The organism is Acidovorax sp. BLS4, assembly GCF_032929295.1.
GTDB lineage: Bacteria > Pseudomonadota > Gammaproteobacteria > Burkholderiales > Burkholderiaceae_C > Paracidovorax.
The window spans coordinates 4848194-4862144 of the sequence record NZ_CP136797.1; the positions used below are offsets into that span (position 1 = coordinate 4848194).

General features: G+C 67.3%; 10 protein-coding genes and 1 pseudogene. 3 read left to right on the forward strand and 8 right to left on the reverse strand.

Annotation, left to right across the window (positions count from 1 at the left end; all coding sequences use genetic code 11):
• The first annotated feature begins 44 nt into the window (after positions 1-44).
• Positions 45-1457 (forward strand): carbohydrate porin, encoded by a 1413-nt coding sequence (locus R1Z03_RS22345; RefSeq protein ID WP_317355302.1) that lies wholly within the window; start codon positions 45-47, stop codon positions 1455-1457.
• Positions 1458-1948: 491 nt separating this feature from the next.
• Here the strand turns inward: R1Z03_RS22345 and R1Z03_RS22350 are convergent, their stop codons facing one another.
• Positions 1949-2167: a hypothetical protein gene (locus tag R1Z03_RS22350; RefSeq protein WP_317355303.1), complete on the reverse strand. Its 219-nt coding sequence runs from the start codon at positions 2165-2167 to the stop codon at positions 1949-1951.
• Between R1Z03_RS22350 and R1Z03_RS24985 the strand changes: the two are divergent.
• Together R1Z03_RS24985 and ligD are read left to right on the forward strand one after the other, a co-directional pair.
• Positions 2139-2720 (forward strand): annotated as a pseudogene (locus R1Z03_RS24985) (DUF6531 domain-containing protein); the annotation flags it as partial. The gene R1Z03_RS22350 and the pseudogene R1Z03_RS24985 overlap by 29 nt on opposite strands.
• Before the next feature lie 696 nt (positions 2721-3416).
• Positions 3417-5966: a DNA ligase D gene (ligD, locus tag R1Z03_RS22360; protein ID WP_317355308.1), complete on the forward strand. Its 2550-nt coding sequence runs from the start codon at positions 3417-3419 to the stop codon at positions 5964-5966.
• 30 nt (positions 5967-5996) lie between these two features.
• Here the strand turns inward: ligD and bioB are convergent, their stop codons facing one another.
• From bioB to R1Z03_RS22395, 7 genes are all read right to left on the reverse strand, one after another.
• Positions 5997-7055: a biotin synthase BioB gene (bioB, locus tag R1Z03_RS22365; protein WP_284399720.1), complete on the reverse strand. Its 1059-nt coding sequence runs from the start codon at positions 7053-7055 to the stop codon at positions 5997-5999.
• A gap of 352 nt (positions 7056-7407) precedes the next feature.
• Positions 7408-7884, reverse strand: coding sequence for a VOC family protein (locus tag R1Z03_RS22370; RefSeq protein WP_284399723.1), 477 nt, complete (start codon positions 7882-7884; stop codon positions 7408-7410).
• A gap of 171 nt (positions 7885-8055) precedes the next feature.
• Positions 8056-10104, reverse strand: a complete 2049-nt coding sequence (locus R1Z03_RS22375) for an acetyl/propionyl/methylcrotonyl-CoA carboxylase subunit alpha (protein ID WP_317355313.1) — start codon at positions 10102-10104, stop codon at positions 8056-8058.
• Between the two features lie 75 nt (positions 10105-10179).
• Entirely contained in the window at positions 10180-10719 is a 540-nt protein-coding gene (locus R1Z03_RS22380) for an NYN domain-containing protein (protein WP_272569491.1), read from the reverse strand.
• A gap of 14 nt (positions 10720-10733) precedes the next feature.
• Complete coding sequence (locus R1Z03_RS22385) at positions 10734-12266, reverse strand: acyl-CoA carboxylase subunit beta (protein ID WP_272569492.1); 1533 nt, start codon at positions 12264-12266, stop codon at positions 10734-10736.
• A gap of 33 nt (positions 12267-12299) precedes the next feature.
• Positions 12300-13457 (reverse strand): methylmalonyl Co-A mutase-associated GTPase MeaB, encoded by a 1158-nt coding sequence (meaB, locus tag R1Z03_RS22390; RefSeq protein WP_372588189.1) that lies wholly within the window; start codon positions 13455-13457, stop codon positions 12300-12302.
• Positions 13454-13918 carry a GNAT family N-acetyltransferase gene (locus R1Z03_RS22395; protein WP_317355320.1) on the reverse strand — a complete coding sequence of 155 codons (465 nt, stop codon included), beginning with the start codon at positions 13916-13918 and terminating at the stop codon, positions 13454-13456. The genes meaB and R1Z03_RS22395 overlap by 4 nt, the downstream gene beginning before the upstream one ends.
• Between the last annotated feature and the right edge of the window lie 33 nt (positions 13919-13951).

Here is a 13951-nt window from a genome sequence, read left to right on the forward strand (position 1 = left end):
CGCGGACACGCGCCAGCCACCAGGGCCTGACAGAATGCCGCCGCATGCTGTTGCTCCTCTCCCATTTCTTGCGTGGCTTCGGGCCCCGGCGCGTGCTGCAGGCCGCGCTGGGCGGCACCGCGGCCGTCCTCGCTGCCCAGGCCCTGGCCGCCCCGTCCGGCGATGCCGGCAACCCGGCGGACGGTGACCCGCCCCCCTGGGCCCTGCACGCGCAGACCACCTACGTCTGGCAGCACAAGCCCTCGTTCGATGCGCCCTACACCGGCCCCAACAGCCTGGTGCCCACGGCCGAGCGCTCGTATTCCTTCACCGCCACCGCCGACCTCGGGCTGCGCCCCTGGAGCGGCGCGCAGATCCACTTCAACCCCGAGGCGGGGCAGGGCGTGCCGCTGTCGCACCTGTCAGGCGCGGGCGGGCTTTCCAACGGCGAGCTGGCCCGTACCTCGGGCGCGCAGATCAAGGCCTATCGCGCGCGCCTGTTCCTGCTGCAGCGCTGGGACGCGGGCGGCGATACCGAACGCATCGAGCCCGACTTCAACGAACTGGGTGGCAGCGCCAGCGCGCGCCGGTGGACCCTGGTGGCTGGCAACCTCTCGCTGCTGGACTACTTCGACAACAACCCCTACGCCAAGGACCCGCGCGAGCAGTTCTTCAACTGGTCCTTTCTGACGCCCGGCGCCTGGGACTACGCGGCCGATGCGCGCGGCTACACCTGGGCCGGCATCCTCGAATACCGCACGCCGCAGTGGGCCGTGCGCGGTGGCCGCGCCCTGCAGCCGCGCGAATCCAACGGCCAGCCGCTGGACCGCTCGTGGACCAAGCACTACGGCGACCAGATCGAGGCCGAATCCGACCTGCCCGTGGCCCTGCCCGCCGGCCCGCTGCACGGTCGCGTGCTGCTGTTCCGCAACCGCGCCGTCATGGGCGCGTTCGCCGATGCGCTGGCCGCGTCCCGGGCCGTTGGCGGCACGCCGGACGTCGGCGCCGTGCGCCGCCTGCAGACCAAGACCGGCTGGGCCCTGACCCTGGAGGCCCCGCTGGCGGAAGACGCCGGCGTCTTCGTGCGCGCCAGCCGCAGCAGCGGCCGCCAGGAAACGTACGCCTTCGCCGAGATCGACCGCCAACTGTCCTTCGGCGGCCAGATCGGCGGCGCCGCCTGGGGCCGCGCCGCCGACCGTGTGGGCGCCGCCTTGGCGGTCAACGGGTTGTCGGCCGACCACCGTAACTATCTCGCAGCGGGTGGGCTGGGGGCTTTTCTCGGCGATGGGGCGCTGCGCTACGGCAGCGAGCGGGTGTGGGAGGCGTATTACCGGCTCACGTTCGCCCCGGTGCCGATGCCGGGCGGACCGCTGCAGTCCGCCGTTTCGCTGGGGGTGCAGCACATCGTGCACCCGGGCTACAACCGCGACCGGGGGCCGGTGGACGTGGTGTCAGTGCGGGTGCATGCGGAGTTTTGAGGGCGGCTGGTCATGCATGAATTGATTGCTTGTGAGTCAATTGATTTGTGACTAATAATTTAGTTTTTTAGGCATTAGACAAAACAGCAGGCGGGAGAAGAAATGCAATGTGCAAAAAATGAGGCATCGGTTGACGGTGCCTTGACTGTGGGCTGCCGTGTGTTTGGCACGTCGGTGCTCAGAGCCGCGGGACTTCAAGGCGGTTTTTTGGGGTGGACAGCGTTTGTCATGCGCCGGCTGAGCGGGTTGTGCCGTTGCGCGATGGCGCGGGCACTGTTGCATGCTGCGTTGGGCCTTTTGATGCTCACAGGCAGTCTCGCTGCGCATGCGGAACTGCAAAAAAGCTTTCTGTACCATTGGTCGACGGGAAACCCGAAGTTCGCCACCAAGGAGGCGTACTGCGCATGGTTTGCTGGAGGCTATTCCAATGCCACAGGCTTTGTGGTCGCAGGCGACTACTGCGCCGTCGACTCCTCTGAAGGCCCGGCGGCTTACTGGGCCCCCATCTGGAAACAATCTACGTTGTCCTGCCCGCCCAACAGCACCACCACGGTGAGCGGCACCTGTGCCTGCCAGCCGGGGTTCGCCGAGGACGTGCCCACCAACGCCTGCATTGCCGCCACGCCCGAACCACCGGCATTTTCCTGCAGGGCCTCCGGCGTGGAGGTGGGGCAGCCCATCATGCCGTCGAACGAAGCCAAGGTTCGCACCGAGACCGATTGGAGTGGGCAAGGGCCTGCGGCGCTGTCTTTTACTCGGCGGTACGAAAGCACGTGGGGCAAAGACCCGGGCCGGCCCCAAGGGCCCTTGAGCATGGCCTGGAGTCACAATCATCAAGCGTTTTTGTTGGCCAGCAGTGCGGCCACCGGAATCAGCGTGAGCATCACGACGGGAGAGGGCCACCTGCGGACCTTCTTCAAGGCGACGGGCAGCAGCACCTGGACCACGGCCAGCAACGACGTGCTGACGCAATCGGCCTCCGGCGCCTGGACCTACCAGCGCAGCGACGACGACGCCACGCTGCAGTTCAGCAGCAGCGGCAAGCTGCAGTCGGTCACGGCGCGCAACGGCTGGGTGACGTCCTACGCGTACCACGCGTATGGACTCTTGGCCTCCATCACCAATCCGTTCGGGCAGAAGCTCTTGCTTGATTACCAACCGTCGGGCCGGCTGACCTCTGTTACCACACCGGATCAGCAAGTCATCCGCTATGCCTACGACGGCAGCGGCCGGCTCTCCACCGTCACCTATCCCGATGGCAAGAGCCGGTCCTTCCTGTACGAAGATGCGGGCTTCCCGCAGGCCCTCACCGGCATCGTGGACGAGACCGGTGCGCGCTGGGGCACCTTCGGCTACGACAGCACGGGCCGGGCCACCAGCACCGAACTGGCCGGCAGCGTCAACCGCTACCAGGTGAGCTATCCGGCAGCCGATGGCTCCGGCGCCACCGTCATCGACCCCCTGGGCACGGCGCGCACCTTCAACTACAGCCTCAACCTGGGCAAACTGGTCGTCAGTGGTGCCAGCAAGCCCGATCCACTGGGCAAGCCCGATGCCGCGCAGCGGGTGCAGAACGCGCAAGGGCTGATCGACTCCGAGACGGGCTTCTTTGCCCTGCAGCTGGCGAAACTGCAACTGCTCGCCCAGGGGCGTCTGGATGGTGACTCGGCGTGTCATGGGGAATGCCGGCCATGCCGGAATTTGTAACGGTAATGGGGTCCGCGAATGATATTCCCTTGTGTCTAATCACTTATTGGACATTTGACTCAAAATGTAATCTGCAAACCATTTGCACTATCCACCGAAGCAATTTTAATCAATAGGTATAAATACTTAATAATCATTTAATTAAAGCATTTTTTATTTAAATTCGCAGAATTTAATAAAAATATCATTTTTCTTGGGCTGGCGTTGGCTTCCTACATTCCTTATCAGCACGCCGCTGCTACGTTCATGAACATGGCCCGCTCCCGCACCACTCCCCCCGCCCTCGCGCTGTATGAACAAAAGCGCGACTTCTCGATCACCCCCGAGCCGCGCGGAGGGGCCGAGGCGACCGCCGATGCGCTGCGCTACGTGATCCACAAGCACTGGGCCACCCGGCTGCACTACGACCTGCGCCTGGAGCTGGAGGGCACCATGAAAAGCTGGGCCGTGCCCAAGGGGCCCAGCTTCGATCCGGCCGACAAGCGCATGGCGGTGCAGGTGGAGGACCACCCGATCGCCTACAACCAGTTCGAAGGGCAGATTCCGGCGCGGCAGTACGGGGCGGGCAAGGTCATCATCTGGGACAAGGGCTACTGGGTGCCGCTGGAAGATCCGGTGAAGGGCTACCGGGCCGGCAAGCTCAAGTTCGAGATCCACGGCCACAAGCTGCAGGGGCGGTGGACGCTGGTGCGAATGCGCTCCCGGGGGGCCAAGCAGGAGCGGCAGCCCGCATGGCTGCTGATCAAGGAGCACGACGGACTGGAGCGCCCGGCGGCCGAGTTCGACGTGGTGCAAGACATGCCCGACAGCGTGAGCGCCCTGCCCGATCTGCCGGGCGTGCCAGGCCAGGCGCCTCGGCCCGGCAAGGCGCGGGCAACGAAGGCCGCCCGAGGCGCCAAAGCCGACCAAGCGGTCAAGGCCCCGCTGCCAGCCGAGCTCAAACCCCAGCTCGCCACGCTGGTCCAGGGCCCGCCGCCCGATCTGGCCGACTGGCTGTTCGAACTCAAGTTCGACGGCTACCGGCTGCTCGCGCGCATCGACCATGGCAAGGTGCGGCTGTTCACCCGCAATGGCAACGACTGGGGCCACAAGATGCCCGACCTCGTGACGGCCCTGAAGGCGCTTCCCATCGACAGCGGCTGGATCGATGGCGAGATCGTGGTGATGGACCGCCAGGGCATGCCGGACTTCCAGGCGCTGCAGAACGCGTTCGAGAACGGCACGGCGGCAGGGCTGGTGTTCTACGCGTTCGACCTGCCCTTCGTGAACGGGGCGGACCTGCGCGCGCTGCCCGTCACCGACCGCCGCGAGGCCCTGCGCGCCATCCTTCCCGAGGGCGAGGGCCAGACGGTGCGCTTCAGCGAGGCCTTCGATGCGGCCCCGGGCCAGCTCATCGCCTCGGCCTGCCGGCTCGGCTTCGAAGGGGTGATCGGCAAGCGCAGGAGCGCGCCGTACGTCTCGCAACGCTCGGCGGACTGGATCAAGCTCAAATGCGGCCAGCGCCAGGAGTTCGTGATCGGCGGCTACACCGAGCCCAGGGGCACGCGCAACGGCATCGGCGCACTGCTGCTGGGCGTGCAGGACGAAGACGGGAGCCTGCGCTACGTGGGCAATGTCGGCACTGGGTTCAACGAGCGCAGCCTGGCGCAGTTGCGCGAGCGCCTGGAGGCGCTGACGACCTCCAAGAGCCCGTTCGCCAACGCAGCCCGGGGCGCGGCCAAGGTGCATTGGGTGCGGCCGCAATTGCTGGCGGAGGTGGCCTTCGCCAGCTGGACGCACAGCGAACGCATCCGCCACGCCGTGTTCCGAGGCCTGCGGGACGACAAGCCCGCCAAGGACATCGTGCACGAGCGCCCTCTTCCCGCCAAGGCGCTGGCCAAGGCTGCCACCCGCGCCAAGCCCTCGACCGCGCGAGCGGACACCCTGCGCGTGACCCACGCTGAGCGCGTCATCGACCCGGAATCGGGCACCACCAAGCTCGATCTCGTGCGCTATTACGCGCTGGTGGCGCCGCTGATGATGGAGCACCTGCACCAGCGCCCGGTCTCGCTGGTGCGGGCGCCGGCCGGTGTCGGTGGCGAGCTGTTCTTTCAGCGCCACCAGGAGCAAGGCAGCCTGCAGGGCGTGCAGCCGCTCAAGGCCTCGCTCTATCCCGGCCATCCGCCGCTGCTGGAGGTGGTGGGGCCGCAGGGCCTGCTGGCCGCTGCGCAGATGAACACGGTGGAGTTCCACACCTGGAATGCCCGCAAGGACCGCATCGACCGGCCCGACCGTATGACGTTCGATCTCGATCCCGGCGAGGGCCTGGCCTGGGACCGCATGCAGGAAGCGGCCACCCTGATGCGCGTGATGCTCACCGAACTCGGCCTGCCGTCGTTCCTCAAGACCAGCGGCGGCAAGGGCCTGCACGTGGTGGTGCCCATCCAGCGGCGGCACGACTGGGATACGGTCAAGGCGTTTTCGCAGGCCATCGTGCAGCACATGTCCCGCACCATTCCGGCCCTGTTCGTGGCCAAGAGCGGGCCCCGCAACCGCGTGGGCAAGGTGTTCGTGGACTACCTGCGCAACGGATTGAGCGCCACCACGGTCTGCGCCTGGTCGGCGCGCTCGCGGCCGGGCCTGGGCATCTCGGTGCCGCTGGCCTGGAAGGAGCTGGAAACCCTGACGGGCAGCGCAGAGTGGACCGTGCGCAATGTGGACGAGCGGCTGCGCACCGGCAACACCCCCTGGGAGGGCTATGCCGGCGCGGCGGTGTCGATCGCGGGCGCCATGCGCCTGCTGCAGTTCACGCCGAAGGCGTGAGCGGCGGCCGCGCGGCGGCGGCAGGGACGGTCAGGCCTGCAATGGCAGTTCGTCCGTTTCGGTGCGGGTGGTGCGGTGGCCCTTCAGCCCGAGCTTGGCGAGCAGCTTCACGTCGGCCTCGCCCTCCGGGTTGCCGGTGACCAGCAGCTTGTCGCCATAGAAGATCGAATTGGCGCCCGCCATGAAGCACAGCGCCTGCACGGCATCGCCCATCTGCTGGCGGCCGGCCGACAGGCGCACGCGGGCCTTGGGCATGGTGATGCGCGCCACGGCGATCACCCGCACGAAGTCGAGCGGGTCCACCGGTTCGCTGTCGGCCAGCGGGGTGCCGGGCACGCGCACCAGGCTGTTGATGGGCACCGATTCGGGGTAAGGATTCAGATTGGCGAGCTGGGCGAGCAGGCCGGCGCGGTGCACGGGCGCCTCGCCCATGCCCACGATGCCGCCGCAGCACACGCTGATGCCGGCGCCGCGCACGTGCTGCAGGGTGTCGAGCCGGTCCTGGTAGGCGCGGGTGCTGACCACGTCGGTGTAGTACTCGGGCGCGGTGTCCAGGTTGTGGTTGTAGTAGTCGAGCCCGGCGTCCTTCAGCGCCTGCGCCTGGTGCGATTCGAGCATGCCCAGCGTGGCGCAGGTCTGCATGCCCAGCCCTTTGACGGCGCCGATCAGCTCGCTCACTTTTTCGATGTCGCGGTCCTTGGGCGCGCGCCAGGCGGCGCCCATGCAAAAGCGGGTGGCGCCGGCATCCTTGGCGGCCTGGGCCGCAGCCGTGACTTCCTGCACGCTCATCAGCTTCTCGGCTTTCACGCCGGTGTCGAACTCGGCCGACTGCGGGCAATAGCCGCAGTTCTCGGGGCAGCCACCGGTCTTGACCGACAGCAGTGTGGCCAGTTCGATGTCGCCGGCAGGCCAGTGCTCGCGGTGCACGCTCTGGGCCTGGAACATCAGGTCCATGAACGGCTTGTCCAGCAGCGCCTGGATGGCCTCGACGGACCAGGGCCCGGCGGGCACCTGCGCGACCGGCGGGCGGCGGTGCAGTTGCACGGCTTGCGCCGCGGCGGGGGTGGGTGGGACAGCGGTGGTTGGCATGGTGGGTGGGCCCTTTCTCGTCTGGTTTTCGGCAGTCCGGCGTCTGGCCGGTCGTGGCAGGCGCAGATTCTGGCGGAGCCGGCGGCGCAAATCCAGATCCAGGCCTCACAAACCCGAGCACGATGGAGTGCCGTTATCTGCCGTCAACGGCCGGCCCGCGATCGGGCTTTTTAAGCGAGGTTGCGCGACATTGCCTGCACGATCGCACAGGTGCAAAACCTGTGTCGCCTTCTGTCGCGAAACCATGGCCATCTTTCCGAAAACACATCGCCCTACCGCGCAGCCATGCCCGGAGTTGCGTGCAGTTGGCGCCAGTGCCGCTGGAGGGCGGCAGGCAATGCCTGCGGATTCGTCAGCCCAGCGCCGCGATCACGTCTTTAGGGGCCTGCACCAGCTCGATGAGCACCCCCTCGCCCGCGATCGGAAACTCCGCGCTGGATTTGGGGTGCAAAAAGGTGATGTCGTGCCCCGCGGCGCCCTGGCGGATGCCGCCCGGCGCGAAGCGCACCCCCTGGGCGGTGAGCCATTCCACCGCGCGCGGCAGGTCGTCGATCCACAGGCCGATGTGGTTGAGCGGCGTGGTGTGCACGGCAGGCTTCTTGTCCACGTCCAGCGGCTGCATCAGGTCCACCTCCACCGCATGCGCGCCCCGGCCCATGGCCAGGATGTCTTCGTCGACGTTCTCGCGCTCGCTGCGGAAGGTGCCGGTCTGTTCGAGGCCCAGCATGTCCACCCACAGCGCCTTCATGCGCTCCTTGTCGGTGCCGCCGATGGCGACTTGCTGGATGCCGAGGACCTTGAACGGGCGTGCGGTGATGGGATTTGCCATGCGGATTCCAAAAAACGGTTTACTATGATTTTTATAGCAATATGCCCTAGTGGAATATGCGCCGCAGGCCAAAATGGTCCTGATCCACAGCGTGCCACCCCCAGGCATGCGCCACGCGGTGCCGGCCGGTTCGGGCCCTGCCCACCCTGCCCGCGACACCGCGCACGAAGATCACTGGAATTCCAGGATCACCTGGTCCACCGCCAGCGACTCGCCCTTGCCGGCGACCACCTTGCCCACGATGCCGTCCTGGGTGGCGAACAGGATGTTCTCCATCTTCATGGCCTCGATCACCGCGAGCTTTTCGCCGGCCTGCACCGCCTGGCCCGGCTGCACCGCCACGTCGACCAGCAGCCCGGGCATGGGCGACAGCAGGAACTTGCTCAGGTCCGGCGGCGCCTTGTACGGCATGAGCTGGTGCAGGCGAGCGCCGAGGGGCGACAGCACGATGGCATCGATCTGCGTGCCATTGTGCGAGATGCGCAGCGCCAGCGGACTGCGCGGCGTGCCGCGCTCGACCTGTGCGGTGAAGCCCGCGCCGTTGCACTGGCCCTGCACGCGGATCTGGCCGAGCGTGGCCGCGCTGCCGATCTGGTAGCTCTTGCCGCCCACCGACACGGCGCTGGAGCCCGAGCTGCCCTGGAAGTCCGTCACCGACACCGCGTGGTGCTCGTTGCGGCCTTCGTGCCCCATCACCACCACCACGAACTGCTCGCCCACCTTCACGTTGTGGCCGGCCAGCTGCCCGCTGATGCCCGAGGCACGCGCACGGTAGCGGCGGTTCATGTAGGCCGCCAGCGCCACCAGGAACAGCGGATCGTCGTGCGGCACGTCCTGCGAGGCAAAGCCCTGGCTGTAGTTCTCGGCGATGAAGCCGGTGTTGAAGTCGCCCGCCACGAAACGCGGATGGGCCAGCAGCGCGGCCTGGAACGGGATGTTGCTGCCCACGCCGCGGATCACGAACCCGTTGAGCGCGGCGCGCATCTTGTGGATGGCGTCCTCCCGATCCTGGCCGTGCACGATGAGCTTGGCGATCATCGAGTCGTAATACATGGGGATCTCGCCGCCCTCGTACACGCCCGTGTCCACCCGCACGCCCAGCTTTTTGGTGGTGTCGGCCTGGAACATCGACTCCTCCGGTGGCTGAAAGCGCACCAGGCGGCCGGTGGAGGGCAGAAAGTTGCGGAACGGGTCTTCGGCGTTGATGCGGCACTCGATGGCCCAGCCATCGCGCCGGACGTCGGCCTGGGTGAGCGGCAGCGGTTCGCCGGCCGCCACGCGGATCATCAGCTCGACCAGGTCCAGGCCGGTGATGCATTCCGTCACCGGGTGCTCCACCTGCAGGCGCGTGTTCATCTCCAGGAAATAGAAGTCCTGGTCCTTGCCGACCACGAACTCCACCGTGCCAGCGCTCTGGTAGTTCACCGCCTTGGCCAGGGCCACGGCCTGCTCGCCCATGGCCTTGCGCGTCGCGTCGGAGATGAAGGGGGACGGCGCCTCCTCGATCACCTTCTGATGGCGGCGCTGGATGGAGCATTCGCGCTCGTTCAGGTAGATCACGTTGCCCTGGCTGTCGCCCAGCACCTGGATCTCGATGTGGCGCGGCTCCTGCACGAACTTCTCGATGAAGATGCGGTCGTCGCCGAAGCTGTTGCGCGCCTCGTTGCGGCACGAGGTGAAGCCCTCCAGCGCCTCCTTGTCGTTGTAGGCCACGCGCAGGCCCTTGCCGCCACCGCCGGCGGACGCCTTGATCATCACGGGGTAGCCGATGTCGCGGGCGATCTCCACCGCGCGCTCGGCCGACTCGATGGCGTCGTTCCAGCCCGGAATGGTGCTGACCTTCGCCTCGTTCGCCAGCTTCTTGGAGGCGATCTTGTCGCCCATGGCGGCGATGGAATGGTGCTTGGGGCCGATGAAGACGATGCCCTCCTCCTCCACCCGCTTGGCGAAGGCTTCGTTTTCCGACAGGAAGCCGTAGCCCGGGTGCACGGCCTGCGCCCCGGTCTGCTTGCAGGCGGCGATGATGCGGTCGGCCTGCAGGTAGCTCTCGCGGCTGGGCGCCGCCCCGATGTGCACGGCCTCGTCGGCCAGCTTGACGTGGCGCGCCTCCTTGTCCGCATCGGAATACACCGCCACGGTGGCGATGCCCATCTTCTTGGCGGTGGCGATGACCCGGCACGCGATTTCGCCCCGGTTGGCGATCAGGATTTTGGTGAACATGGTGTTGGGGAGTGGAGGTGTTCTAACGGGCGGTGTCTTGCGTCTTTTTCGTCTGTCTGTCTTGCGGCACGGGGCTCATGCGTGCCGGTCGATGGCCGGGCTCATGTCTTCCATCCAGAGCACGTTGTCCGAGTACGACTGCAGGTCGGGCGAGAGGTTGGAGGTGGAGCCCGAGACCCACACCTCCTTGTGCAGCTCGGACTTCACGTAGGAGATGGCGTCTTCGAAGTCCCCGTCGCCGGCGGAGAGGATCAGCCGGTCGTACACGTTCTGGGCCGCCAGCTTGATGATCAGCGTGGCGATGCCCACGTCCACGCCCTTTTGCACCGACCGGTCGAACTGGTGGCTGCAGTTGGGGCAGTTGGCGTGCATGCGCTTGAGCTTGTAGAGCTGCACCCGGAACTTCGGCCCGATGGGTGGCGCGGTCTTGATCCAGGAGTGGAACGCGTTCTGGGCATCGGTGGATGGATCGCTCGCCGAGTTCAGGTAGTAGCTCTCGTGGATCGGCCCGCCGTTCAGGCGCGTGATCTCGTTCTTGAGCTTCAGGTAGTCGAAGGGCCGGCCCTTGCCGTAGTTGAAGAGGTAGGCGCCATCGACGATCCAGACGGTTTTCATGGGGCGTGCATCGCTCACAGCGGAATGTTCCCGTGCTTGCGCCAGGGGTTCTCCAGCTTCTTGCCCTGCAGCATGACCAGGCTGCGGCAGATGCGCTTGCGCGTCTCGTGCGGCAGGATCACATCGTCGATGAAGCCGCGCGCGCTGGCCACGAAGGGGTTGGCAAAGCGCTGCTTGTACTCGGCCTCGCGGGCGGCGAGCTTGGCGGGGTCGTTCTTGTCCTCGCGGAAGATGATCTCCACCGCGCCCTTGGCGCCCATCACCGCGATCTCGGCGTTGGGCCACGCCAGGTTGACGTCGCCGCGCAGGTGCTTGGAGCTCATCACGTCGTAGGCGCCGCCGTAGGCCTTGCGGGTGATGACGGTGATCTTGGGCACGGTGCACTCGGCATAGGCGTACAGCAGCTTGGCGCCGTGCTTGATGATGCCGCCGTACTCCTGCGACGTGCCGGGCATGAAGCCGGGCACGTCCACGAAGGTGACCACGGGGATGTTGAACGCGTCGCAGAACCGCACGAAGCGCGCGGCCTTGATGCTGCTCTTGATGTCCAGGCAGCCGGCCAGCACCAGCGGCTGGTTGGCGACGATGCCCACGGTCTGACCCTCCATGCGCGCCAGGCCGATGACGATGTTCCTGGCGTAGTCGGGCTGCAGTTCGAAGAAGTCGCCGTCGTCCACCACCTTGGTGATCAGCTCCTTCATGTCGTAGGGCTTGTTCGGGTTCTCGGGCACCAGGGTGTCGAGGCTGCGGTCCATGCGGTCGGCCGGGTCGTTGCTCGGTCGCACGGGTGGCTTTTCGCGGTTGTTCAGCGGCAGGTAGTTGTACAGGCGGCGCAGCATCATCAGCGCCTCGACGTCGTTCTCGAACGCCATGTCGGCCACGCCGCTGCGGGTGGTGTGGGTGCCGGCGCCGCCCAGCTCCTCGGCCGTGACTTCCTCGTGGGTGACCGTCTTGACCACCTCGGGGCCGGTCACGAACATGTAGCTGCTGTCCTTGACCATGAAGATGAAGTCGGTCATGGCGGGCGAGTACACGGCGCCGCCGGCGCAAGGGCCCATGATCATGCTGATCTGCGGGATCACGCCGCTGGCCAGCACGTTCTTCTGGAACACGTCGGCATAGCCGCCGAGCGAGGCCACGCCCTCCTGGATGCGCGCGCCGCCCGAATCGTTGAGCCCGATCACCGGCGCACCCACCTTCATGGCCTGGTCCATCACCTTGCAGATCTTCTCGGCATGCGTTTCCGACAGCGCGCCGCCGAACACGGTGAAGTCCTGGCTGAAGACGAAGACGAGGCGGCCGTTGATCATGCCGTAGCCGGTCACCACACCGTCGCCGGGAATCTTCTGGCCTTCCATGCCGAAGTCGGTGCAGCGGTGCTCCACGAACATGTCCCATTCCTCGAACGTGCCGTCGTCCAGCAGCAGCTCAATGCGCTCGCGCGCGGTGAGCTTGCCCTTCTTGTGCTGCGCGTCGATGCGCTTTTGACCGCCGCCCTGGCGGGCGAGTTGGCGCTTTTGCTCCAGTTGTTCGAGGATGTCTTGCATGGGTCGCTCTTTCGGTGGTGATTCTTTTGCTATTTATTTAATAGCGGTATGCCGGGAGTTTTCTTGTGCTGCGAGCAGATTCCGTGCGGCAGTGGACGCGGCGATGCGCCCGGCCGCCACGTCCGCCTGCAGCGTGGGCAGCAGCGCCCGCACCTCGGGGTGCTGGCGGAACGCGTGCCGCAGGCCCGCCTCGATGCGCTCCCACATCCAGGCCAGGGCCTGCCTTTCACGGCGGCGGGCGAGCCGGCCGCTGGCGGTCTGCAGTTGGCGGAACTGGCTGACGGCGGCCCAGAAGGCCTGCAGGCCCTGGCCCTGCAGCGCGCTGATCTGCAGCACCTTGGGCTGCCAGGGGGCGGCATCGGCCGGGGCCGGAGCCGGCTCGCTTTCGGCCGGCACCGCGCCGTGGCCCGCTGCCGGCACATGGCGGGGGTGGCCCAGCGAGCGCTCGGGGTTGCCGTGCTGGCTGAGCAGCCGCAGGCTGGAGGTGATCTGCGCCTCGGCGCGGGTGGCGGCGTGCGGGTCGATGTCGGCCTTGTTGATGACGACCAGGTCGGCGATCTCCATCACGCCCTTCTTGATCGCCTGCAGATCGTCGCCGGCGTTGGGCAGCTGCAGCAGCACGAACATGTCGGTCATGCCGGCCACGGCGATCTCGCTCTGGCCCACGCCCACGGTCTCCACCATGACGATGTCGTAGCCGGCGGCCTCGCACACCAGCATGGCCTCGCGCGTCTTCTCGGCCACGCCGCCCAGGGTGCCGCTGGACGGGCTGGGACGGATGTAGGCCTTCTCGTGCATGGACAGGTGTTCCATGCGGGTCTTGTCGCCGAGGATGGAGCCGCCCGACACGGTGGACGACGGGTCGATGGTGAGCACCGCCACGCGGTGGCCCAGGCCGATGAGGTGCAGGCCCAGCACTTCGATGAAGGTGGATTTGCCCACGCCGGGCACGCCGCTGATCCCCAGGCGAAACGACTGGCCGGTGTGCGGCAGCAAGGCGGTGAGCAGCTCGTCGCCCTGCGCGCGGTGGTCGGCACGGGTCGACTCCAGCAGCGTGATCGCCTTGGACATGGCCCGGCGCTGCACGGCCTGGGCGCCTTGGAGGATGCCGTCCAGCCAGCCGCCGGGCGAAGGTGGCCGATGGGGCGAAGCCCCCGTAGAAGAAGCGGTCGAAGGCCGGGGCGCGCTCATTCGGCCCCCTCTTCGGGCCGCCACTCGTAGTGCACGTCCACGTCTTCCTCGCCGGTCTGCACGAAGCCGTGGCGCTGGTAGAAGCGGTTGGCATCGCTGCGCTGCAGCGCGGTCACGCGCAGCACGGCGCCTTCGCGGCGCGCCCGGTCCTGCACCTGGGCCAGCACGGCGGCGCCCACGCCGGCGCCCTGCCAGTCCGGGTGCAGGTACAGGTGCTGCAGCCGCAGCGCCCGGCCGCCCTCGGGCCGCACGGTGACGAAGCCCATGCGCCGGCCGTCGGGTGCGACCAGGTGCCACATGTGCTCTGGGGTGAAAGCCGCGCGCAGCCGCTCGCGCGAGCGCTCGGGCGTGTAGCGGCCCACGCGCTCCAGGCTTTCGCGCATGGCCGCGGTGCGCAGCGCCAGCATGGGCTCGAAGTCCGCTTCGGCCACCGGATGCCAGGTGAATGCGGGGGCGGTCAATGCGGCACCTCCACGCGGCGCCATGCCATGCGC